Annotated in this window: 15 protein-coding genes and 1 CRISPR repeat array; of the genes, 8 read left to right on the top strand and 7 right to left on the bottom strand. The window is 38.8% G+C overall.

What is annotated here, in order from left to right; all coding sequences use genetic code 11:
* Window positions 1–255: 255 nt before the first annotated feature.
* Together HSP_RS0100985 and metG are read right to left on the bottom strand one after the other, a co-directional pair.
* A complete protein-coding gene (locus HSP_RS0100985; RefSeq protein ID WP_007523602.1) occupies window positions 256–645 on the bottom strand; it encodes a hypothetical protein in 390 nt (129 codons plus the stop codon).
* Window positions 646–718: 73 nt separating this feature from the next.
* The gene (gene metG, locus HSP_RS0100980) at window positions 719–2,776 is read right to left on the bottom strand and encodes a methionine--tRNA ligase (protein ID WP_007523609.1); all 2,058 of its coding nucleotides are present in this window, start codon (window positions 2,774–2,776) and stop codon (window positions 719–721) included.
* A gap of 120 nt (window positions 2,777–2,896) precedes the next feature.
* Here metG and menC point away from each other — a divergent pair, with 120 nt between their 5' ends.
* The 3 genes from menC (at window position 2,897) to HSP_RS0100965 (ending at window position 5,896) form a co-directional block, all read left to right on the top strand.
* Window positions 2,897–3,868: an o-succinylbenzoate synthase gene (gene menC / locus HSP_RS0100975; RefSeq protein WP_007523600.1), complete on the top strand. Its 972-nt coding sequence runs from the start codon at window positions 2,897–2,899 to the stop codon at window positions 3,866–3,868.
* A 142-nt stretch (window positions 3,869–4,010) separates the two neighbouring features.
* Window positions 4,011–4,703, top strand: a complete 693-nt coding sequence (gene rsuA / locus HSP_RS0100970; protein ID WP_007523588.1) for a 16S rRNA pseudouridine(516) synthase RsuA — start codon at window positions 4,011–4,013, stop codon at window positions 4,701–4,703.
* Entirely contained in the window at window positions 4,703–5,896 is a 1,194-nt protein-coding gene (locus HSP_RS0100965; protein WP_007523612.1) for a Bcr/CflA family multidrug efflux MFS transporter, read from the top strand. The genes rsuA and HSP_RS0100965 overlap by 1 nt, the downstream gene beginning before the upstream one ends.
* A gap of 115 nt (window positions 5,897–6,011) precedes the next feature.
* Window positions 6,012–6,839: direct repeats of the CRISPR family, unit length 36 nt; unit sequence GTTGTAGCTCCCTTTTTCATTTCGCAGTGCTATAAT.
* A gap of 63 nt (window positions 6,840–6,902) precedes the next feature.
* Here the strand turns inward: HSP_RS0100965 and cas2 are convergent.
* From cas2 to cas9, 3 genes are read right to left on the bottom strand one after another with little or no spacing between them, the layout of a single operon-like run.
* On the bottom strand, window positions 6,903–7,229 hold the full coding sequence (cas2, locus tag HSP_RS0100960) for a CRISPR-associated endonuclease Cas2 (protein WP_010128185.1): 327 nt from the start codon (window positions 7,227–7,229) through the stop codon (window positions 6,903–6,905).
* Entirely contained in the window at window positions 7,222–8,139 is a 918-nt protein-coding gene (gene cas1 / locus HSP_RS0100955; protein ID WP_007523595.1) for a type II CRISPR-associated endonuclease Cas1, read from the bottom strand. Before cas1 ends, cas2 begins: the two co-directional genes overlap by 8 nt.
* Before the next feature lie 56 nt (window positions 8,140–8,195).
* Window positions 8,196–11,354, bottom strand: a complete 3,159-nt coding sequence (cas9, locus tag HSP_RS0100950; RefSeq protein WP_010128184.1) for a type II CRISPR RNA-guided endonuclease Cas9 — start codon at window positions 11,352–11,354, stop codon at window positions 8,196–8,198.
* Window positions 11,355–11,571: 217 nt separating this feature from the next.
* On the opposite strand from cas9, the gene HSP_RS0100945 reads away from it, so the two are divergent.
* Window positions 11,572–12,423, top strand: coding sequence for a lysozyme inhibitor LprI family protein (locus HSP_RS0100945; RefSeq protein ID WP_007523593.1), 852 nt, complete (start codon window positions 11,572–11,574; stop codon window positions 12,421–12,423).
* A 40-nt stretch (window positions 12,424–12,463) separates the two neighbouring features.
* On the opposite strand, the gene aspA is transcribed toward HSP_RS0100945, so the two are convergent.
* Window positions 12,464–13,882: an aspartate ammonia-lyase gene (gene aspA / locus HSP_RS0100940; RefSeq protein ID WP_007523636.1), complete on the bottom strand. Its 1,419-nt coding sequence runs from the start codon at window positions 13,880–13,882 to the stop codon at window positions 12,464–12,466.
* A gap of 173 nt (window positions 13,883–14,055) precedes the next feature.
* Window positions 14,056–15,555: a leucyl aminopeptidase gene (gene pepA, locus HSP_RS0100935; RefSeq protein ID WP_007523638.1), complete on the bottom strand. Its 1,500-nt coding sequence runs from the start codon at window positions 15,553–15,555 to the stop codon at window positions 14,056–14,058.
* Window positions 15,556–15,772: 217 nt separating this feature from the next.
* Between pepA and lptF the strand changes: the two genes are divergently transcribed.
* The 4 genes from lptF to HSP_RS0100915 are packed head-to-tail and all read left to right on the top strand — an operon-like array spanning window position 15,773 to window position 22,991.
* Complete coding sequence (lptF, locus tag HSP_RS0100930) at window positions 15,773–16,876, top strand: LPS export ABC transporter permease LptF (protein ID WP_007523630.1); 1,104 nt, start codon at window positions 15,773–15,775, stop codon at window positions 16,874–16,876.
* Entirely contained in the window at window positions 16,876–17,958 is a 1,083-nt protein-coding gene (gene lptG / locus HSP_RS0100925; protein ID WP_007523640.1) for an LPS export ABC transporter permease LptG, read from the top strand. Before lptF ends, lptG begins: the two co-directional genes overlap by 1 nt.
* Before the next feature lie 51 nt (window positions 17,959–18,009).
* The gene (gene dnaE, locus HSP_RS0100920) at window positions 18,010–21,483 is read left to right on the top strand and encodes a DNA polymerase III subunit alpha (RefSeq protein WP_010128183.1); all 3,474 of its coding nucleotides are present in this window, start codon (window positions 18,010–18,012) and stop codon (window positions 21,481–21,483) included.
* A 56-nt stretch (window positions 21,484–21,539) separates the two neighbouring features.
* Window positions 21,540–22,991: an aminoacyl-histidine dipeptidase gene (locus tag HSP_RS0100915; RefSeq protein WP_007523616.1), complete on the top strand. Its 1,452-nt coding sequence runs from the start codon at window positions 21,540–21,542 to the stop codon at window positions 22,989–22,991.
* The last annotated feature ends 92 nt before the right edge of the window (window positions 22,992–23,083 follow it).

Raw genomic sequence — 23,083 nt, 5'->3', positions numbered from 1 at the left:
CTTAAAAATGAAGTTGAGATGATTTGAAAAATACGTTTGGTTTGAATAGGCTGATACCAGCAAAGTGGTTGGACGACCAACCAGACATTCAAAACTGCGTGAATTATAGGCAAGCGTTTCTGAATTGTAAAGAAAGGATGAATAAAGATTGTAAAGGCTTGATTTATAAGGATTGTAAAGAAGTTTATAAAAAAATAACCCAATCAAAATTCCGCTGATTGGGTTCATTTTTTTGATAAAGATTGTAGATTTTTTCTACCAACAATAAAAACATGGATACCATGGCGAACCGTAAAAATCACGATCCCGCCAATAGCGATCTTGCATTTCTTCTAAAGCTTGTTGCGCTTGATAATTCTGCAATGCCATTTTGTAACATGCTTGGAATAGAGGGCGGTTAACCTTTTCAACATAACGCTTTTCAAAGTCCGCCTTTTCTTTTTCAGTTTGCCCAATTGGCGGGTTGAATTGCTGTTGCATTAACTCTGCCGTTTCTGCATCACACTGTTTTGCTAAGTCAACTTGCAATGCTTGTTGTGCCTTGATTCGGCGCGCTTCTTGTGCCGCTTTTTGTGCAGGTGTCAGCGCACAAGCGGTCAAAAATAGGGGAAGAATTGCAAAAGTCAGTTTTTGAGAAAGCGTCATGATTGCCTCCTAAATTGTGGGTAATTTGCCTATCTCCGCTCCCCCTTTCAGGAGAGCGTTTTATCACAAGGCATTATTTTACTTGCATACCTGCACGAATACCTTCATCAGCAGAAAGTAAGAATAAATCTGCTCCCCCTGTACCCGCAGATAAAATCATGCCTTCAGACATACCAAATTTCATTTTGCGAGGTGCAAGGTTTGCCACCATAATCACAAAACGACCATTTAATTCTTCTGGATGATTATAAGCCGCTTTAATCCCAGAGAAAACTTGGCGTTGGTGATCGCCTAAATCTAATTGGAATTTCAGTAATTTATTTGATTCTGGCACCGCCTCACAGCTAATTACTTTAGCGACGCGTAAGTCTAATTTTGCAAAATCATCAATGGTGATTTCTGGGGCAATTGGCTCAATTGCAAGATTTTCTGGATTTTCCACCGCTTGTTTTCCTTTTTTCGGTTCATTTTTGGTTTGTTCTGCAAAAAGCTGTTTCGTTTCTTCAATCACTGCATCAATCTGTTTTTTCTCAAGACGAGAGAACAATGATTTAAATGGTGCAACTGTTTTGCCTAATAATGGTTGGGCAATAGTTTCCCAGCTTAATTCTGTTTGTAAGAACGCTTCAGCACGTTCTGCAAGCTGTGGTAAAACAGGTTTTAAATAACTCATTAACACACGGAATAATTCAATACCCATTGAACAAACCGCTTGTAATTCCGCTTCTCGACCTTCTTCTTTAGCAATAACCCAAGGCGCTTTGTCATCAACATATTTGTTTGCGCGGTCAGCTAAATCCATAATTAAACGGATTGCTTTATTATATTCACGCGCTTCGAAATGTGCTGCAATTTGCTCTGATTGTGCAACAAATTCAGCGAAAAGCGCTTCATCTTCAAGTTTATCCGCTAATTTTCCTTCAAAACGTTTTGCAATAAAACTTGCATTGCGAGAAGCTAAGTTCACTAATTTGTTTACGATATCGCTGTTTACACGTTGGACGAAATCTTCAAGACTCAAGTCTAAATCTTCAATACGCTCGTTTAATTTTGCCGCATAATAGTAACGTAAACATTCAGGATCGATATGTTTTAAATAGGTGCTGGCTTGAATAAATGTTCCGCGAGATTTCGACATTTTCACGCCATCCACCGTCACATAACCATGCGCAAACACATTGGTTGGTTTACGTTGTTCACAGCCATCTAACATCGCCGGCCAAAATAGGCTATGGAAATAAACGATGTCTTTACCGATAAAATGATAAAGCTCTGTTGTTGAATCTTTTTTCCAGAATTCGTTGTAATCAATGCCTGTGCGGTCGCAAAGATTTTTGAATGATGCCATGTAGCCAATAGGCGCATCTAACCACACATAGAAGAATTTGTTCTCTGCACCTGGAATTGGGAAACCAAAGTAAGGCGCATCACGGCTGATGTCCCATTGTTGTAACCCACTTTCAAACCACTCTTGCATTTTGTTGGCAATTTCAGGTTGAAGTGAACCAGAGCGTGTCCACTCTTTTAACATTCCCTCAAAACTTGGTAAGTCAAAGAAGAAGTGTTCCGATTCTTTCACAATAGGGGTTGCACCTGAAACAGCTGAACGTGGATTGATAAGATCCATCGGGCTATAAGTAGATGCGCAAACTTCACAGTTATCACCATATTGATCTTCTGCTTTACATTTCGGGCAAGTTCCTTTTACAAAGCGATCTGGCAAGAACATCTCTTTTTCTGGATCGAAAAGCTGTGAAATTACACGACTTTTAATAAAACCATTTTCTTTCAGCTTTAAATACATCGCAGTCGTAATTTCACGGTTTTCTTCGCTGTGAGTAGAATGGTAGTTATCAAAGCTGATATTAAAGCCTTTAAAATCAGCAACGTGATCGGTTTTCGCTTTTTCGATAAGTTGTTCTGGCGTAATCCCCTGTTTTGCTGCATTAAGCATAATCGGTGTGCCGTGTGCATCATCTGCACAAACAAAATGCACTTCGTTGCCACGCATACGTTGAAAGCGTACCCAAATATCCGCTTGGATATGCTCAAGCATATGTCCTAAATGGATTGCGCCATTTGCATAAGGTAGCGCACAGGTAACAAGTATTTTTCTATTTTGGTTTGACATCTTATTCTCTTTAATCAAGTAAAAATCTTTAGGATTTTAGCTCAAAAGGGGGCTTTTTTCTAGTTTGAATTCTTGCCGACAAGCGGTAGAATTTTGCTAATTTTTTGCAAATGGAAAATTATGAAAATTACGCTTTACCACTACGCTTTACCATGCCAAACAGGCGTAGTTCTCCGCAAACAGCCACTAAGCATACGCGAAGGGCTGATTATTCAACTAAACCAACAAGGTAAAATCGGTTTGGGTGAAATTGCCCCACTACCAGGTTTTAGCCAAGAATCTTTGAAAGAGGCTCAATCTGCTGCTATCCAATGGGCGTTAGAGCCTCATTCATTATGGGATCAGCTTCCGCCATCTGTGGCTTTTGGGATTAGCTGTGCATTTGCTGAATTACATGGCGAATTAGGTTCAGAAAGCAATTTTCAATCGGCAATTTTATGTGATGGCAATTTTGCGACATTTAGCGAGAAAATTGCCCAACAAAGCCAACCGCTTGGAAAAATTAAAGTCGGGTTTAATCATAAACAAGAAGGCAATCTAGCAAACCAACTCTTCGAACAATTTCCCCATTTAACACTCCGCTTAGATGCCAACCGTGCTTGGAATCTTTCACAAGCGGTCGAATTTGCTGAACAAATTGCAAAACCGCACCGCTCACGGATTCAATTCATTGAAGAACCTTGCCAATTACCGGCACAATCACTGCAATTTGCAGCACAAACAGGGATTGCCATTGCTTGGGATGAAACTGTTCGAGAGTCCAAGTTCTGCATGCAAAAAACTGAAAATCTGAATGCTATCGTCCTCAAGCCGACATTGATTGGGTCTTTAAATAAATGTATCAATTTAATTAAACAAGCCCATCAACTGGGTTTGAATGCGGTAATTAGTTCTAGTATTGAATCCACTTTAGGCTTAAGCCAACTAGCACGCATCGCGCAACAATATACCCCTAATATGGCACCAGGGCTTGATACTGCAAACCTTATGCAGCATCAACTTCTTCGCCCATTTGCGCATACAAACTTGCCATTAGTGGGTTTCGATAGTGCCTACCTACAAGAAATCCCACTTTGTGCATCAGGTAAATAGTGCTATTATTTGGCTGAAAATTTAAGGCAAATAGACGGCGTAATTGCCCGATAGAATCAATCAAAGGAATGACCGTTTGTGCTTGCTGTACAAGCGGTCATTTTCTTTCCCTCGATTGCAAATCAACTAAAAAGAGATAATGATGCGTTTAGATAAATTTATTGCAGAACAAACCGGACTCACCCGCTCACAAGCCGCGAAAGCACTGAAAAGTGGTGTCGTTAGCGTTAATGAAGAAATAGAAAAAAGTGGCGCACGGAAAGTTTCTGCTGAAGATGCCATTCGTTATGAAGGCGAATTACTGGAATGGCTCGAAGGTGGGCAATATTTTATGCTTTATAAACCACAAGGCTATGTTTGCTCACATGATGACGGCGAATATCCAACGGTTTTCCAATTTTTCGACTACCCGTTAATGAACAAATTACATACGGCCGGCCGATTAGATGTCGATACAACTGGACTCGTCTTACTTACTGATGACGGGCAGTGGTCGCACCGTATTACCTCCCCAAAACATCACTGTGAAAAAACTTATTTGGTCACATTAGCCGATCCAGTAGAAGCATTTTATGCCCAACAACTTGCTGAAGGCATTTTATTACGGGGCGAAAAAGAGCCTTGCTTACCCGCCAAAATGGAAATTTTAGATGATTACAATGTGAATCTCACTATTTCTGAAGGACGTTATCATCAAGTCAAACGCATGTTTGCTGCACTCGGCAATAAAGTAGAAGCACTACATCGTTGGCGCATTGGTGATATTGTATTAGATGAATCTTTGGAAGAGGGCGAATATCGCGGACTTTCTGATGAAGAAATCGGGAGTTTTTAATGAAACAATCAAGCAATAAACCGCATCCGTGCTTTTTTATTATTCTTGGCATGATGGCAATGCTGCCACCGCTTGCCATTGATATGTATCTGCCCTCTTTTTTGGATATCGCAAAAGATCTTGCAGTTTCTCAAGAAAAAGTCCAAACCACATTAGCCATTTTTACGATTGGCTTTGCGGTCGGGCAACTATTTTGGGGGCCAATTGCCGATAGCTTCGGGCGTAAACCCATTATTTTATTAGGATTATGTGGTGCTTCTATTGCGGCATTCTTCTTAACTCAAGTTGCGAGCATTGAAAGCTTTTATCTACTTCGCCTCATTCAAGGCTTATGTGGCGCAGCACCTGCTGTAGTACTAGGTGCTTTAGTTCGAGATCTATTCGAGCGTAATCGCTTTGCGCAAATGATGTCTGTGATTATGATTATTTCGATGCTTGCCCCATTGATTGCCCCGATTTTAGGGGGCTACACGGCGCGCTATTTTCACTGGCATGCTATTTTCTATCTACTCATGGCAATGGGGCTTATCTCCATGTTATTAGTTGGCTGGAAAATCCCTGAAACCTTACCGAAAGAAAAACGCCAGCCGCTGAAACTTAAACAAGTGCTAAAAAATTTTGTTGCACTGATCTCGCATAAAGCCACGCTTGGTTATGTTTTAGTGGGTGGCTTGAGCTTTGCGGGAATGTTCTGCTTTTTAACCTCAGGCTCGATTGTTTATATCGGTGTTTACAACATTGCGCAAGAAAACTTCGGTTACTTTTTTGGCTTAAACATCTGTGTGATGTTGCTACTCACTACGATAAATGGTCGATTCGTAACAAAAATTGGTTCAGAAAAGATGCTAAGAATTGGCTTGGGTATTCAGCTTATTAGCGGCCTCTTTTTAGCTTGTGTTGCCACCTTTAACCTTGGCTTCTGGGCAATGGCACTCAGCATTCCATTTTTTGTCGGCACAATATCCACCATTGGCAGCAACGCTACCGCCGCTATTTTAGAACGCTATCCAGAAATGGCTGGCACGGCTAACGCTATTGCAGGCACCGCTCGATTTGGTATTGGCTCACTCGCAGGCTTCTTGCTTTCTGGCTTTGAAATCCAAAGCGAACGCCCAATGCTCTATGCCATGGCACTTTGTACGATTCTCAGTTTTGCTGCTTACTATTTCCTTTCTTGTAAAGCAAGTAAATAATAAAAAATAACAAGCGGTCAATTTTGACCGCTTGTTTGCAATAAAGTGTTGATTGGAATCCTTTTTCATTTCGCAGTGCTATAATTAATCGCACCTTGAGGATGACCTATGACATGTTGTAGCTCCCTTTTTCATTTCGCAGTGCTATAATGATGTTGCATTACAGTACTCGCCACCAGTGGTTGTAGCTCCCTTTTTCATTTCGCAGTGCTATAATAGCTATCCTTATACTACGTGGTTCTTTTTGGTTGTAGTTCCCTTTTTCATTTCGCAGTGCTATAATAAAGCCCTTGCTGATACACTTACCGTATTTGTTGTAGCTCCCTTTTTCATTTCGCAGTGCTATAATCCAGCTAGGTTCATTCCCTTTACTAACCATGTTGTAGCTCCCTTTTTCATTTCGCAGTGCTATAATTCTTTTACCTTTTTTAAGAGTTCATCATCAGTTGTAGCTCCCTTTTTCATTTCGCAGTGCTATAATAAAGACTAACATTTATTCAATCAATCAGAAGTTGTAGCTCCCTTTTTCATTTCGCAGTGCTATAATTCGGGTCTAGCTTGTATTATACGTTTTACAGTTGTAGCTCCCTTTTTCATTTCGCAGTGCTATAATAATTTAAAAGAAGTTAAAAAGGTAAATAAAGTTGTAGCTCCCTTTTTCATTTCGCAGTGCTATAATAAATTCAAAAGAGACATCATTAATCTTGAAGTTGTAGCTCCCTTTTTCATTTCGCAGTGCTATAATGCGGACTAGCAATATTTGATACTGCTGTTCGTTGTAGCTCCCTTTTTCATTTCGCAGTGCTATAATTAATGCTACACTTTTACTTGCAAGTAGTCAGTTGTAGCTCCCTTTTTCATTTCGCAGTGCTATAATCCACATCTTTATCTGAACGTGTTTTACCGTGTTGTAGCTCCCTTTTTCATTTCGCAGTGCTATAATTGGGACATTTAAAAGCCCCATACCGCAAGGTTTCGGGGCTTTTTTAGGCTTTTAAAAATGAGGCTAGAAAAGCAATAATTGATCTGAATTGACCTTTTTTTCTTGAAGTTTTTGCTCACCAACTAAAATTTCCATATTCGCAAATTGTTTCTCTGTAATAGCCAAACAACGAATTGAACCTTCTTCTGGCAAATGAGTAACTAACCTTTTATGGTGTTTTTCCATCGCATCTCGACCTCGAATAATCCGAGTATAAATAGAAAGTTGTAACATTTGATAACCGTCTTTTAATAGAAATTGGCGAAATTGGTTTGCAGCCCGCATTTTAGCTTTAGTAGTTACGGGTAAATCAAATAATACGATCATACGCATAAATATCTCCTTACTCATATTGATACTCCTGTAATTCGCAGATCTCTGGGAGTTGTAATAAAGTTGCATTTTTCTGGCTTAACGCAGCTTGAAAAGATGCGATTGTTTTATCAATTGCGGTTAAAACGCTCACTTCTTCTTGCTTAAAAAGCAGCTGATAATGCAAAATCTTAATTAATTTTTGTTTTGAGGTTGGACTAAGTGATGATGGCAACTGTTTTTTCATTACAAAATCGCACACCAGTAAATCAACAACCGGGCGAAAAGGCTCAATAAAATCATCTGCTAAATTAAAAGCATTTAATTCATTATGATGGAAAATCCCTAATTGAGGTAACCAACCATAAAGCACTAAACTACGAGCAACTGCAGATCTCACTATCGTATAGGCATAATTAAGATGAGCATTAATAGCACTCTCTTCTGTTTTTCGTTTAAACCCTGTACCAAATAATTGAGGAAAATAAATAACAGCGCTTTGTGCTTCAAGGTTATCTTTATCTCCTGATTTAACAAGGTTTGCTAACTGAAGCAAGCGGTCGGATTTTTCTTGGAAATTGCAAAGTGATAACACTTTTGCTTGATTACGGATTTTTTGTTGAATAATCTTCTGCCAGAGCTGTTTTTTGAGAGGCAAACTTGCTTCTAGCTGCAGCTTTAATATTTTCAATTGACGATAATATTGATTAAAAGGCAGCCATTGCCCACAAGGTAAAAACTGTTCATCGCAGCTTAATAACGTAATGCCATATAAACCAAATGCAGAAAGCAATGGAAAAGTAATAACTGTTTCTCGGCTTTCTACAACCACAATGGCAATATCTTCAAGTGGTACAGTAAATTCATGCCCTTCTTGCTGAATAAGCATTTGTTGCTGTTGTAAAGAGAGTTTTCCCCCTTTACTAATTAAAATACTTCTCCATGTCATCATGACTCCTTACAAAAAATCCCCATACGTATAATACGTATGGGGATTTCAAGCAATTAACGAACAGCTTGGCGTTTACTTGATTTACATAAACGAATATTTTTACCAAGCTCATCTACTTGATATTTTTCAAAAGAAAGAGCAAGTTTAATACCGATACTTTGATGAATACCATCTTTAACTTTAGACTTTTCTAAATCATGCTCTTTAATATCAATATTACCTGTGGCACGATTAAGCCCATTAAAGTAGCCAAAAATAGTTTTCTTTTTAGTGACTAATTTTACTAAATCATTTTGGTGTAATGAAAATCTAAACGTCGCATCATCCATTACCTCCCAATCTTCTTCATTTTTTCCTTGAATAACGGCTTTATTAGGCAAAATACCCTTAGCTACTTGCCAAGTATAAATTGGCACAAGAAAATATTTTCCACCTTTAGTGAAAACATCTACTCTTACCATAGAAGCATTATCTGCCACACCATTACCATCACGGACTAATACGCCGGATTTTTGTACTTGTTCTACTCGCACTGATTTAACAATAGCCCCACCTTTTTTCATGAAAGGTTCAGCAAACGCTTTAGCAGGTTCATCATTAAAGGCCTCTAGACGAGCTTTTAGCGCTTCATATAATTCTTTTTCACGCTCACGATTCACCATTGATTCTAAATCTTTTAATCTCAATTTAGTTAATAGCATTTTAATGACGCTCAATCCTTCATTTAAACGTTTGGCTGACTTAATGGTTTCCATATGTCCTTGGCCAATCATTTTGCGTGTTGGCATACGAGAAACAAATAGCGGTTGTACAAATTCATGGTTTGCTTGTGGGCGAGCTATCAATCTATTTTCTAGCTCAAGTTTTGGATTATCACTAAAAATACGGATTTCAACTTCTTCTCTGAAAAATTTCCATGGCGCAGGGAAATGTAATGGGATAATTTCACCTGTTTCACGATCTATTCGCTCACCTGTAAATACATTACCTTCCTCAAAGCGAACAAAACGCGTGATTTTTTGTTGCATTGAGACTGTGGAGCAAGCCACCACAACCGCATCTAAGGCATGATGTCGATCATTATCTTCACGTGATTTTGCTAATCCCCAACGGCCACGAAGTAAAGCTGTAATTTGCCCATTGGAAGCAAATACTTTACGTTTTCCTTCGCCAGTTAAGTGCATATTATCTGCAATAAAGTTACACAAGAAACGGGCAACATAGCGAGTATCGTTTAGGTTACGCTCAATAAACCCTTTCTCATCAAGCTTTTGGCTTAGGATGCGTTGTTTTTTCGTATAAGGGAATGCACTCGTTTCAACCAATGCTTTGAATGCTTTCCAACGTTCGCTGTTATTTTTACCATCAAGCCATTCAAAAGGTGTTAGATTGCCTTTGTTTTGGTTTTCATTAGCCAGCACTAGCACTTTATTATTAAAGCTATCATCCCAAGTACGGGAAAACGGTAAAGCGTGATCTATTTCTACATAACCTTGTTCTAACAAACGGTGTAATTCTAAAGGTTTACCAGAATATAAACATTTCGCATTTTGCTGATAGTATAAGCGCATTTTCAAAATGTCTTTGGCCTTCGGTTCACCAGAAAAATTAGGGAATAATGTTTTAATTTCACTAATTGCTTTTTCACGCTGTTTACGATTCTCTTCCTGACGTTTTTCTAGCTCACGACGATCTTGGTAAGATTTGCCAACTTCTCGTCCTGTTTCAATATGAATACGAGCAGGCGAACTATATAATCTCACTACTCCATTAATTACTTTACGAGCCTGTGTTAATGTTCGTAAAACCACAGGATTACGGATTTCATCAGCTGGAATCTGTGGCAATAATAGATGGTTTTCTTCTGTTTTTTTACCATAATGATCGCCATAAATTTCAGCACAAGCTTCATCATAACGTAGCCCTTGCTGCATTAATGGTAGAATTTTATGTAAAGCTTTAAGAGATAATTGAATAAATTTATCAAAATTAAGATTTTCCAATAAGGCATTTAATACAGGCTGAGAGAGTTTTCCAGCTAAGCAAGTGCTGATGTCTTCATCCGTTTTATATAATGAAAATGCGGTGCCAATTTCATCTAACAATGATGAATTAACCTTTAATTCAGCCCATTCTGTTTTCAAATCATTTTTTTCTAAAGCTAAACGGATTTGATGGTAAGCTTTCATTTCCATCAGTACTGTTTTGGTTTCACTGGTCTTTTTATCTTCACCAGAATAACGGAGACCTTTAAAGATTGCCTCATCAGATAAGTTTAAGATTGAGCGAACTTGTGCATAAGTTAATTTAGCTTTTTCATAAGGTTGTTTCATTAATGCTAAACGTTCATTATCATTTAAAGCACGCTCTAAGCCATTTTCTTGAATACGTAAATTATTTAATTTCGTTATCCAAATAAAACGTTCTGCGGAATAAGTGTGTTTAGCTGCTTTGTACTCATTTTCAAAAGTACATTTACCAAGCATTTTTAAGATAGCATCACCAGATAAGGCAGGTTTTTGCCACATTAAAAGTGCAGTCAAATTTTCTAATAATTTTTCTGAAGTGAATGGATTACCGAAGTGTTGTTGACGAGAGAAAAGCAGCTCCATTTCGGAGAGTAAGTCTAATCGGCTAAAAGTATGGGTATATGAACCTTGCTGATTACGGATATGACCTTCTTCGACCTCAAATTTTTTTACAGCAAGTTCTGCAGGCGTGCGATATGTAGTTTGTTGCAGTAATTTATGATTATTGGCTACACCGCTTAATAGCGCGCCTAGCTCTTTATTTTCGCTTTTACTTTCATTTTTACGCTGAGATAAATAGCCTCGGTGTTTAATTAAATGTAATAACACTGCAGCCCATTCTTGGCGTTCAAGTTTGCGCTCTAAACCTTCAACACGTAGTTGCCAAACTTGATGAGGAAGACATTCATCAGTGGATAATAGGATATTTTCTGATTTTAGAAGTCGTTTTGCTTTTTTCAGACGAGCAACGCGACGCTGAGTTAATCGACGAGCAGAGCGGGCTAAACGGCGAGCAAGTGCTAAGCTCTCACCTTTTTGCGTTTCTGCTCGTTCGAAAGTACGTACACCAACATCAATTAAACTCAGAGGATTCTCTTTTTCGTCAATTTCAACTACAGCCCAACCTACAGAGGAGATACCGAGGTCTAGACCAAGTACATAATTTAAAGAAGTGTTTTTCATAAATTTATTCCTTATGTAGAAGTAAGCAGTTAAATTTTATCAACTTTTTGCAAAAAAAGTAGATTGACGATAAAAAAATAAAACGATAGAATTTCCTCATTGTAATAGCACTGCGAAATGAAAAACGTTGTTACAATAAGAGATGAATTTCTCGCAAAGCTCTGCCCCTTAAAATTTCGGTTTTAAGGGGCATCTTTTTTATTTAAGGAAGGACGCTATGAAAAAACTTACCACATTAGCTATTCTCTGGCTTTGCTCGCCTTTACTCGCTAATGAAGGGAATATATCTGTCGATCTCAATAGTGGAAAAGATATCTATTCACAATGTATTGATGAAACTATTAAAGAAGATCCTGAAGCTAACATCAATAATGCTATTGTAGCTAATTGCATGGAATACACCTCATATATATACAAACAAAAAATTAACAAGTTATATAAAGAAATTACCGAAAAAATTAAAAAAGCAACAAATTCAAATGATGCCATTGATGAATTGAGTCAATTAGAAACTGCTCAAAAAACTTGGATTCAGTATCGAAATAATAAATGTGCGCTTTTTAATTCAGGATTACAAAATCTTTCTTGCTTAATGAATGAGAATGAACAACGTATAGAGAAACTAAAAAAGATAAAGGCAGGAGAAGAACTTTTTTATTCAACGGAAAAGAATCCTAATCTTAGTAAAGATGCTTATTCACAATGTCTTGATAAAACGATTAAAGAGTTAAAAAAAGAAGATCCAGAAGCTAGCATCAATAATGCTGTTGTAAGTTATTGCATAGACTCCACTTCAGAACAATACAAGAAACAAATCAATCAGCTATATCAAGAAATCACCAAACAGATAAAACAAAGCTCAGATTTAAATGAAGTTAACTATGATTTAAAAGGACTAGAAACCTTTCAAAAAACTTGGATTCGTTATCGAAATAGTAAATGTGCTCTTGTTGATCCTGGATTAGGAGAGCATTATTGTTTAATGAGCGAAAATAGAATGCGTGTAGAAAAACTAAAAAAGATAAAAGCTGGAAAAGAACAGTTTTATTCTGATGAAGATTTTGAATAAATTATTAAAAAAGGGAGCTAAGCTCCCTTTTATTATGCAGTTATTTATTTAATTTTGCTTTGTAAGTTGGATTCATTAAGTTCTCTACAGAGAGAATATCATCTAATTCAGCTTCTGTGAGTAACCCTTTTTCTAGCACAACTTCACGTACACCTTTGCCTGTTTGAGCACAAATCTTACCAACAATATCCCCGTTATGGTGACCAATAAATGGATTAAGATAAGTGACAATACCGATAGAATTAAAGACATAATTTTGACAAATTTCACGGTTAACCGTAATACCATCAATACATTTATCGCGTAAATTTACACATGCATTGGTCAATAGAGAAATAGATTCAAACATTGATTGACCAATTACGGGCTCCATTACGTTTAATTGTAATTGCCCTGCTTCTGCCGCAAAGGTAACAGTGGTGTCATTACCGATAACTTTAAAGCAAACTTGGTTTACGACTTCTGGCACAACCGGATTCACTTTTGCCGGCATAATAGAAGAGCCAGCTTGTAGCTCAGGTAAGTTGATTTCATTTAAGCCTGCACGAGGGCCAGATGAAAGCAAGCGTAAGTCATTACAAACTTTAGAAAGTTTCACCGCGGTACGTTTTAATGCACCATGAACCATCACATAGGCACCACAGTCTGAAGTTGCTTCAATCAAGTTTTCTGAAAGTGTGCAAGGTAACTTGGTTACTTCTGATAAATATTTAACGGCTAACTCCGGATAGCCTTGTGGAGTATTTAAACCCGTACCAATTGCAGTAGCCCCTAAATTCACTTCTAGCAATAATTTCGCTGTGCGTTTAAGGTTTCTAACCTCTTCTTCTAATAAAACGGCAAAGGCTTTGAATTCTTGGCCTACAGTCATTGGCACCGCATCTTGTAATTGGGTGCGTCCCATTTTCAATACATCCGCAAATTCAGTCGCTTTTGCTTCAAATCCTTTTTGTAAATAGCGAACTTTTTGAATCAAACCTAAAATACTGTTATATACGGCAATTCGGAAACCTGTTGGATAAGCATCATTGGTAGATTGGCTCGCATTAACATGATCCATTGGGTTGATGATGTCATAGCTGCCTTTCGGATAACCTAAAAGCTCTAATGCTAAGTTTGCTACAACTTCATTGGTATTCATATTTACTGAAGTACCGGCACCACCCTGATATACATCTGATGGAAACTGATCTAAACAACGGCCATTTTTTAAGATTTCATCACATGCTTTGACAATCGCATCTGCAATCTTAGCTGGAATTGCGCCTAATTCACCATTAGCTAATGCAGTGGCTTTTTTAACCATAACCATACCACGCACAAATTCAGGTACATCTGAAATTGTATTGCGGGAAATGTTAAAGTTCTCAATAGCTCTTAAGGTATGAATCCCCCAATAGGCATCATTTGGAACTTCTCTTTCGCCTAATAAATCCACTTCAACACGAACATCTTTCATATAAACTCCTGATTTACAGTTTTATTTAGTTTGAAAAGATCATAGCAACTTCTTTACTAAAACAATGTGATCTACATCATATTTTGGGTTGCTTGGTAGTGGATATAATTTAGGGTTAATCATTAGAATTTCTAATCAAAAGCCTTCTCAATGAGAAGGCTTAAAATGAGTAACTATGCAGAATGGGATTTATTGATAAGATATTGTGTAAGCAATGGTACAGGTCTGCCAGTAGCACCTTTTTCGGCGCCAGATTTCCATGCTGTTCCCGCAATATCTAAATGCGCCCAGTGGTATTTTTGAGTAAAGTTAGACAAGAATTGCCCTGCTGTAATCGCCCCACCTAATCGACCGCCAATATTCGCTAAATCTGCAAAGTTTGATTTTAATTGCGCCTGATACTCTTCGCCTAACGGTAATTGCCATGCCTTATCATCAGATTCTGAAGCAGCATTTAACAATTCATGCGCAAGCGGATGGTGTGTTGACATCAAACCACTGTTATGTGTACCTAATGCAATCATACAAGCGCCAGTTAAAGTCGCAATATCAATCACCGCTTCAGGTTCAAAACGCTCAACATAAGTTAAGGTATCACACAATACAAGACGACCTTCTGCATCTGTATTTAATACTTCTACGGTCAAACCATTCATAGTTTTAAGAATATCGCCTGGACGATAAGCATTGCCATCCGGCATATTTTCACAACCAGCAAGCACGCCAATTACATTTAACGGTAAATTCATTTCCGCTAACGCTTTCATTGTGCCATAAACAGATGCTGCACCACCCATATCATATTTCATTTCATCCATAGATTCAGATGGCTTAATTGAAATACCGCCAGAGTCAAATGTTAACCCCTTACCCACTAATACAATCGGTTTTGCATTTGGATTAGGGTGATTTTGATATTTAATTACCGATAAATAAGCAGGGTTTGCCGAACCGCGAGAAACCGCTAAATAGCTTTCCATTCCAAGCGATGCCATTTCCGATTCATCAATAATTTGTGTTTCAATCGTCTCATAATCTGCAGCTAAATTTTTGGCAAGGGTTGCTAAATAAGCTGGGTTACACACATTTGGCGGACAATTTGCGACATTTTTCGCGAAAGTTACCCCTGTTGCGATGGCTTTACCATGTAACAATGCTTGTTCAGCTTCAGCCAATGCTTTACGGCTTTCTACATTAAAAACAATTTTGCGTAATTGGCGGCGTTGTTCTGGTTGAGCGCTTTTAAACTCCACAAAACGGTAAAGACTTTCTTGAATCGCTTCAATCGCAAAACGAACATTCCAATAAACTGAGCGACCTTTTACATGCAATTCACTTAAAAAAGAAACGGCTTCCGTTGCGCCAGTTTCATTTAACACCGAAATGGCTTTTTGGTTGATTTGTTTATATTGGCGCTCTGTAAGATCTCGCTCTTTACCACAACCTACAAGCAATACGCGATCAGCAGAAACATGCGGCACATAGTGTAACAATAATGTTTGCCCTACTTTGCCATCTAAATCGCCTTTACGTAATAATTGACTCAGATAACCTTCACTTTGTTTATCTAATTGTTCTGCTGCAGCAGACAAACGACGGGACTCATACACCCCAATAATTAAGCATGCTGTTCGTTGTTTTTCAACACTGCCATTTTTTACTAAAAATTCCATAAATACTCCCGTGATTTTTTCAGCTTAAAGCGGTAAAATATGCCGTTTAAAAACGTTATTTTCCACTTTGCAAATAATTGGCAAAATCCGACCGCTTGTCGCTTTCTGCCAATGGCATAGAAAGCGAACCTAACAGATTTTATTCGGTCATAAAGCTACCGACTTGCCAAAAAATTGCAAGCACTATTTAAGAAAATATAGCAAAGAGATTATTACTGTGATTTTAAGCCGTTACCTTACTAAAGAGATTTTCAAAAGCCAGCTGGCTATTTTGTTTATTCTCTTACTCATGTTTTTTAGCCAACAGCTGATTAGCGTGTTGAATTCCGCTGTGAGCGGCAAAATCCCAACGGATTTGGTATTAAGCCTATTAGGTTTAGGTATGCCGGCATTATCACAATTTATGCTTCCACTTTCCTTGTTTGTTGCATTATTGCTGACCTTAGGCAGACTCTATGCTGAAAGTGAAATTACTGTCATGCGTGCTTGCGGTGTAGGGCAAACTTTGCTGACTAAAGTCGCTCTCTTCTTATCTATTTTTACGACAGCATTGGCAGCCTATAACGTCTTTACGCTGACTCCATGGGCAATTGATACCCAAAGTAAAATGTTAGCAGAAGCGAAATCTAACCCCCGTTTTTCTGCCTTATCTGCAGGCCAATTTATGAGTGCAGGGGGGTATGTGCTATTTATTGAAAGCATCAATAATGAGGCAAATACCCTTAACGACATTTATGTTTTCCAGCCGGATCAACAAAAGAAAAATCGTCCATCTGTTGTAGTGGCAAGCAAAGGCGAGCTACAAGGCTTATCTAACGGTGACCAACTTTTAACGCTAAAAAACAGTACTCGTTACGAAGGGACAGCCACAACAGCAGATTTCCGCATTGCACATTTTGAAAAGTACACCGCCTATTTAGGTTATCAAGATGTAAATTCTAGTGAGAAGTTGATGCAACGAGCAACCTTTAGTAGCCTAATTAACGATAACTCTCCAGAAGCACAAGCTGAATTACAATGGCGTTTTGCTTTAGTACTAGCCGTGCCGTTAATGGCAATGTTAGCCGTACCAATGAGTAGTGTAAATCCACGCCAAGGTCGCTTTGCTAAAATTATTCCAGCAGTGTTGCTCTATCTTATTTATTTCTTGCTACAAAGCTCGCTGAAATCAGCAGGCGCATCAGGTAAATTAGACACCACAATTTGGATGCCTTTGGTTTCAACATTCTTTTTAGTATTAGGCATCATCATGAATGCGTGGGACAGTAAATTCATTTCAGCGGTTCGTTATCGCTTTAGCTTGAAAAAGACGGGGGCATAATGAAATTATTAGGTATGAATATTCTTGAGCGCTACATCGGCAAAAGTATTTTAGGCAGTATTTTTGCTGTGCTATTAGCAATTAGCGGTTTAATTTTTATCGTTAAATTAGTAGAAGAATTCAAAGATGTCGGCAAAGGCAGTTATGATGGACTTTCTGCAACTTATTATGCGCTGTTAATGTTACCTAGCGATATTAAAGAAATTATTCCCGTTGTTGTGCTAATTGGTGGTTTACTAGGTTTAGGTAACCTTGCTAGCCGTAGTGAATTAGTGGTAATGCAAGCATCAGGCTTTTCTCGCTTTCGTATTGGCCTAGCAGTAATGAAAACCGCCCTTCCGCTTATTTTCTTAACCATGTTTTTAAGTGAATGGGGCATTCCACAAACCGAACAATATGCGCGAAATATGCGTTCAATCGCACAAAGTGGTGGCTCAATGTTAGCCACAACAGGAGGATTTTGGGCTAAAGATGGGCAAGATTTTATTTATATTCGCCATATCAATAATGAAAGAGAATTAAATCACATCTCGATTTACCATTTTGATAACAAAGCGCTAAAAGCGGTTACCCAAGCGGAACGCGCAATCTATGCAGACAATCATTGGCAACTACAAAACGTAGAAAAATCGGCGATTAGTGATAATCAAATTGAACAAACTAAAGGTGCAGACCAAGCTTGGCAAACGACTATTACGCCAAGCAAATTAGGTATTGTTTCACTTAAACCTGAATCGCTTTCTATTTCAGGTTTATCGGATTACGTTGGTTTCTTAAAAGAAACCGGACAAGATCCAAAACGCTTTGAAATTGCGTTCTGGCGCAAGCTTTACCAGCCAATTTCAATGGCAGTGATGATGTTGTTAGCCATTTCCTTCGTATTCGGTCCACTACGCAGTAGTGCAATGGGAACCAAGCTATTTATCGGTATTATCGCGGGTTTTGTATTCTACGTATCGAACATTACGTTCGGGAATATGACGTTAGTCTTTACCTGGATTCCAACCTTTATCGGTGCGCTCATACCAAGTTTAATCTGCTTAACCATTGTTTGGTGGCTACTAGCAAAAAAACGTGATTAACCCACAAACCACGAAAGCGCTGCTTTCGTGGTCTTTTTTAAATAAGAAAATATGTCAACTCCTCGTTTCGTTCATCTTCAAGTTCATAGTGATTTCTCCATGATCAATGGACTTGCCAAAGTTAAGCCCTTAGTAAAAACTGCTGTTAACCAACAAATGGTGGCTATGGCACTCACGGATTTTACTAACTTCTGCGGTTTAGTGAAATTTTATGGTGAATCACTGAGCAGCGGATTAAAACCGATTATCGGGGCCGATATTTATATGCGTGCTAATCCAGACAGTGAAGAAATTTTTGAGTTGACCTTATTAGCCAAAAACGATACTGGCTACCACAATATCACACTATTGCTTTCACAAGCCTATCAGCAAGGCTATATGGAATTTCCTATTGTGGAAAAAGCTTGGCTTGCTGAACGAAACGAAGGAATCATCGTTCTTTCTGGCGGCAGAAATGGCGATGTAGGCAAAAGCTTACTAAAAGAAAATGAGGCTGAAGCGGAAGAGTTATTAGCCTTCTATCAAACTCATTTTCCTCATCACTATTATTTTTCTGTTTGTCGAACAGGCAGAACGGATGAAGAACGCTATATTCAAGCGGTTGTTCCCTTTTCCCAAAAGCACCAAATTCCGCTAGTTGCAGTCAATGATGTCATGTTCTTAAAAGAGGATGACTTTGATGCGCACGAAATTCGTGTAGCCATTCATGATAGCTACACACTAGACGATCCAAGACGCCCTAAAAAATACTCTGCTCAACAATATTTTAGAAGCGAAGAAGAAATGTGCGCACTGTTTGCCGACTTACCACAGGCGGTTGAAAATAGCGTACAAATTGCAAAACGTTGTAATGTAAACGTACGCTTAGGCGAGTATTTCTTACCCAATTTTCCAACAGGCGAACTCTCTACCGCAGATTTTCTTGTGAAAAAATCGAAAGAAGGTTTAGAAGAACGCTTGGAATTCTTATTTCCTGATCCCAAAGAACGTGCAGACAAGCGGTCTGTTTATGACGAACGTTTGCAAGTTGAGCTTGATGTAATTAACCAAATGGGTTTCCCTGGCTATTTCTTGATCGTGATGGAATTTATTCAGTGGTCAAAAGATAATGGGATTCCTGTTGGCCCAGGACGAGGCTCTGGCGCAGGTTCTTTAGTCGCTTACGCCCTTAAAATTACTGATTTAGATCCGCTTGAGTTTGATTTACTCTTTGAGCGTTTTCTCAACCCAGAACGGGTATCCATGCCAGACTTTGACGTCGACTTCTGTATGGATGGTCGAGATCAGGTGATTGAACACGTTGCTGATACTTACGGCCGTCAGGCAGTATCACAAATCATTACATTTGGCACAATGGCTGCAAAAGCAGTTATCCGCGATGTAGGGCGAGTCTTTGGTCATCCTTATAGCTTTGTTGATCGCATCTCAAAACTAATTCCGCCTGATCCCGGCATGACCCTTAGTAAAGCGTTTGAAGCAGAACCTAAGTTAGGCGAATTATATGAGGCGGATGAAGAAGTTAAAGATCTCATCGACATGGCTCGTAAGCTAGAAGGGGTTACCCGTAACGCTGGTAAACATGCTGGCGGCGTGGTTATCGCACCAACTGCGATTACAGATTTTTCACCGCTTTATTGTGATTCTGAAGGTATGCATCCCGTCACACATTTTGATAAAAATGATGTGGAATATGCTGGCCTAGTGAAATTTGACTTCTTAGGATTGCGTACGCTAACTATCATCAAGTGGGCTCTAGAGATGATTAACGCGCGATTAGCACGCGAAGGTAAACCACTTGTGCGAATCGAAAGCATTCCACTAGATGATGAAAAATCTTTTAAACTCTTATTAGAGGCCAAAACGACTGCGGTTTTCCAGCTAGAGTCGCGCGGTATGAAAGACTTAATTTCTCGCCTTAAACCGGACTGCTTTGAAGATATTATCGCGTTAGTAGCCTTATTCCGCCCAGGCCCGCTTGAGTCTGGCATGGTGCAGAACTTTATCGACCGTAAACACGGTATTGAAGAAGTTTCCTACCCTGATGCGCAATATCAACATGAATGCTTAAAGCCAATTCTTGAACCGACTTACGGCGTGATTGTTTACCAAGAGCAAGTGATGCAAATTGCGCAAGAGCTTGCTGGTTACACGCTGGGTGGAGCAGATTTATTACGCCGAGCTATGGGTAAGAAAAAACCAGAAGAGATGGCGGCTCAGCGAGAAATTTTTGAAAAAGGTGCAATTAACAAAGGGATTGATGGCAATCTAGCCATGAAAATCTTTGACCTTGTAGAAAAATTCGCAGGTTATGGGTTCAATAAATCTCACTCTGCTGCTTATGCATTGGTTTCTTATCAAACTCTATGGCTGAAAGCCCATTATCCTGCAGAATTTATGGCTGCAGTGATGACATCTGAGATGGATAACACCGATAAGATTGTGAGCCTTTATGATGAATGCATGAATATGGGATTGACCATTGTGCCACCAGATGTGAATACTGGAAAACATCGCTTTAGTGTAAATGAAAAAGGTGAAATTGTTTACGGATTAGGCGCAATTAAAGGCGTAGGAGAAGGCCCAATCGAAGCCTTACTTGAAGCTCGTCAAGATGGCATTTTCAAAGATCTTTTCGATTTGACTGCACGCGTTGATCTGAAAAAGATTAACCGCCGAACTTTTGAAGCACTGATTATGTCTGGTGCCTTTGATAAATTAGGCCCACACCGAGCTGCCTTATTAAAAAATCTTGAAGATGCGCTAAAAGCTTCCGATCAACACAGCAAAATGGAAGCATTAGGTCAAAGCGATATGTTTGGGGTGCTTACGGAAACGCCAGAAGAAGTGCAAGATGCATATGCCAATACACCTAAGCTGTCAGAACAAGTGATTTTAGAAGGTGAACGCAATACGCTCGGATTATATTTAAGTGGTCATCCTATTGGACGATTCCTAAAAGAGTTGTCTCACTATGCACCTATCCGCTTAAATGAGTTACAACCTACACGACGTGGGCAGATGGTAACTGTAGCGGGTATTATCGTCAATGCACGAATTGCCACCACCAAGCGAGGAAGCCGTTTAGGTATTGGAACCATTGAAGACCGTTCGGGTAAATTGGATATCACACTCTTTTCTGAAGCATTAGAAACCTATGGTGCACTTTTGCAAAAAGATCAGATTGTTATCGCCACTGGCTCTATTCAATTTGATGATTTTAGTGGAGGCTTAAAAATGTCTGTTAGAGAACTTTCAACCTTAGATGAAAGTCGTGCAAGACATGCCAAAAGCCTTGCATTAGCGATTCAAGCCGAGCAGCTATCGGATGGCTTTATTAAATCATTAAATACGATTATTACGCCTTATAAAGCTGGTACACTCCCGCTTAATTTTTATTATCAAAGCCCAGCTGGACGCGTACTATTACGTGGAGGAGTCGAATGGCGAGTTACCCCAAAAGAAGAAATGTTAACTGAACTTAAAGGACTACTTGGCGAAAATGCCGTAGAATTAGAATTCAATTAAAGCTCTTCCCACAATATGATATGATTTCAGACATATTAACAACGTTAGAGGTTACTATGTCTGAAATTTCAACACTCTCCCCAACAGCCTTATGGCAATGGTTCGATAAAATTTGTACGATTCCCCATCCTTCCTACCACGAAGATGCTTTAGCCGAATATTTACTTAATTGGGCAAAATCACAACATTTCTTTGCTGAACGCGATGAAGCTGGCAATCTGCTTATCCGTAAACCTGCAACACCTGGAATGGAAAATCGTCAAACTATCGCATTACAAGCGCACTTAGATATGGTGCCACAAGCAAATGCCAATACACCGCATGATTTTACTAAAGATCCTATTCAACCATATATTGATGGCGAATGGGTTAAAGCTAAAGGAACCACACTAGGCGCAGATAATGGTATCGGCTTGGCATCTTGCATGGCTGTGCTATCTTCCACTGACATTGCACATCCAGAATTAGAAGTGCTGTTAACGATGACTGAAGAAGTCGGCATGGAGGGTGTATTAGGGCTCCGCCCAAATTGGTTAAGCGCTAATATTATGATTAACACCGATACCGAAGATAATGGAGAAATCTATATCGGCTGTGCTGGTGGCGAAAATGTGAACTTGAATTTACCGCTAACTCGTGAAAAAAATCCATTTGATACAGCATTAACACTGACTCTTAAAGGGTTAAGAGGTGGGCACTCTGGCTGTGATATTCACACTAACCGTGCAAATGCTATTAAATTATTAGCTCGCCAGCTTGCTGAAATTGAAGGAATTGCATTTTCTATTACGGACATTCATGGAGGCTCAGTGCGTAATGCTATTCCAAGGGAAGCGCAAGCAACGATTAACTTTTTTGCAAAAGATCAGGAAAATCTAACCGCTTGTATTCAACGCGTTAGTGACACAATTCAAACAGAATTAAGATTAGCTGAGCCACAATACCAATTACTTATTGAGAAAAATATACCAAGCGAAACCTCATTTACTACAAGTGATAGCCAAAAAATCATTCACTTAGTCAATTTACTTCCTAATGGCGTTATTCGTCAAAGCGATATTGTAAAAGATGTCGTAGAAACCTCGTTAAGTGTAGGAATTGTAGGGATTAAAGATGAATCTCTTTTCGTAACTATTCTTTCTCGTTCATTAGTAGAAAGTGGAAAAGAAGCAATTAGAAATAAAATCCGCTCACTGGCAGCACTAACTGGTGCACAAGCAGAGTTTTCTGGTAACTATCCTGGCTGGGAACCAGACACTACATCACAAATTGTGCCATTAACTAAAGCCATTTATGACGAAGTACTTGGTTATGAGACTCAAATTAAAGTGATTCATGCGGGATTAGAATGTGGCTTAATTAAAAAAGTTTATCCAAACATGGATCTAGTTTCTATTGGGCCGACTATTCGCAATGCTCACTCACCAGATGAGAAAGTGCATATTCCAGCGGTTTCTATTTACTGGATGTTATTAACTAAATTGTTAGCACAAGCACCAAATAAATAATTCTTTGAAATGCAAAAAAGCAGATAAATTTCATTTATCTGCTTTTATTTTATTTCTGATAAAAATATCTTTTATTAGCTATAGCATAGCTG

It is taken from the genome of Haemophilus sputorum CCUG 13788 (assembly GCF_000238795.1).
GTDB classification, from domain to species: Bacteria; Pseudomonadota; Gammaproteobacteria; order Enterobacterales; family Pasteurellaceae; genus Haemophilus_A; species Haemophilus_A sputorum.
The sequence above is the reverse complement of the archived record's forward strand: the minus strand, read 5'-3'. Positions and strand labels throughout refer to the sequence as shown.

What these genes read in the sequence shown, in the direction of transcription:
- HSP_RS0100985 (WP_007523602.1), bottom strand. Translation starts at nt 645, where the DNA reads ATGACGCTTTCTCAAAAACTGACTTTTGCAATTCTTCCCCTATTTTTG.
- metG (WP_007523609.1), bottom strand. Translation starts at nt 2,776, where the DNA reads ATGTCAAACCAAAATAGAAAAATACTTGTTACCTGTGCGCTACCTTAT.
- menC (WP_007523600.1), top strand. Translation starts at nt 2,897, where the DNA reads ATGAAAATTACGCTTTACCACTACGCTTTACCATGCCAAACAGGCGTA.
- rsuA (WP_007523588.1), top strand. Translation starts at nt 4,011, where the DNA reads ATGCGTTTAGATAAATTTATTGCAGAACAAACCGGACTCACCCGCTCA.
- HSP_RS0100965 (WP_007523612.1), top strand. Translation starts at nt 4,703, where the DNA reads ATGAAACAATCAAGCAATAAACCGCATCCGTGCTTTTTTATTATTCTT.
- cas2 (WP_010128185.1), bottom strand. Translation starts at nt 7,229, where the DNA reads ATGAGTAAGGAGATATTTATGCGTATGATCGTATTATTTGATTTACCC.
- cas1 (WP_007523595.1), bottom strand. Translation starts at nt 8,139, where the DNA reads ATGACATGGAGAAGTATTTTAATTAGTAAAGGGGGAAAACTCTCTTTA.
- cas9 (WP_010128184.1), bottom strand. Translation starts at nt 11,354, where the DNA reads ATGAAAAACACTTCTTTAAATTATGTACTTGGTCTAGACCTCGGTATC.
- HSP_RS0100945 (WP_007523593.1), top strand. Translation starts at nt 11,572, where the DNA reads ATGAAAAAACTTACCACATTAGCTATTCTCTGGCTTTGCTCGCCTTTA.
- aspA (WP_007523636.1), bottom strand. Translation starts at nt 13,882, where the DNA reads ATGAAAGATGTTCGTGTTGAAGTGGATTTATTAGGCGAAAGAGAAGTT.
- pepA (WP_007523638.1), bottom strand. Translation starts at nt 15,555, where the DNA reads ATGGAATTTTTAGTAAAAAATGGCAGTGTTGAAAAACAACGAACAGCA.
- lptG (WP_007523640.1), top strand. Translation starts at nt 16,876, where the DNA reads ATGAAATTATTAGGTATGAATATTCTTGAGCGCTACATCGGCAAAAGT.
- dnaE (WP_010128183.1), top strand. Translation starts at nt 18,010, where the DNA reads ATGTCAACTCCTCGTTTCGTTCATCTTCAAGTTCATAGTGATTTCTCC.
- HSP_RS0100915 (WP_007523616.1), top strand. Translation starts at nt 21,540, where the DNA reads ATGTCTGAAATTTCAACACTCTCCCCAACAGCCTTATGGCAATGGTTC.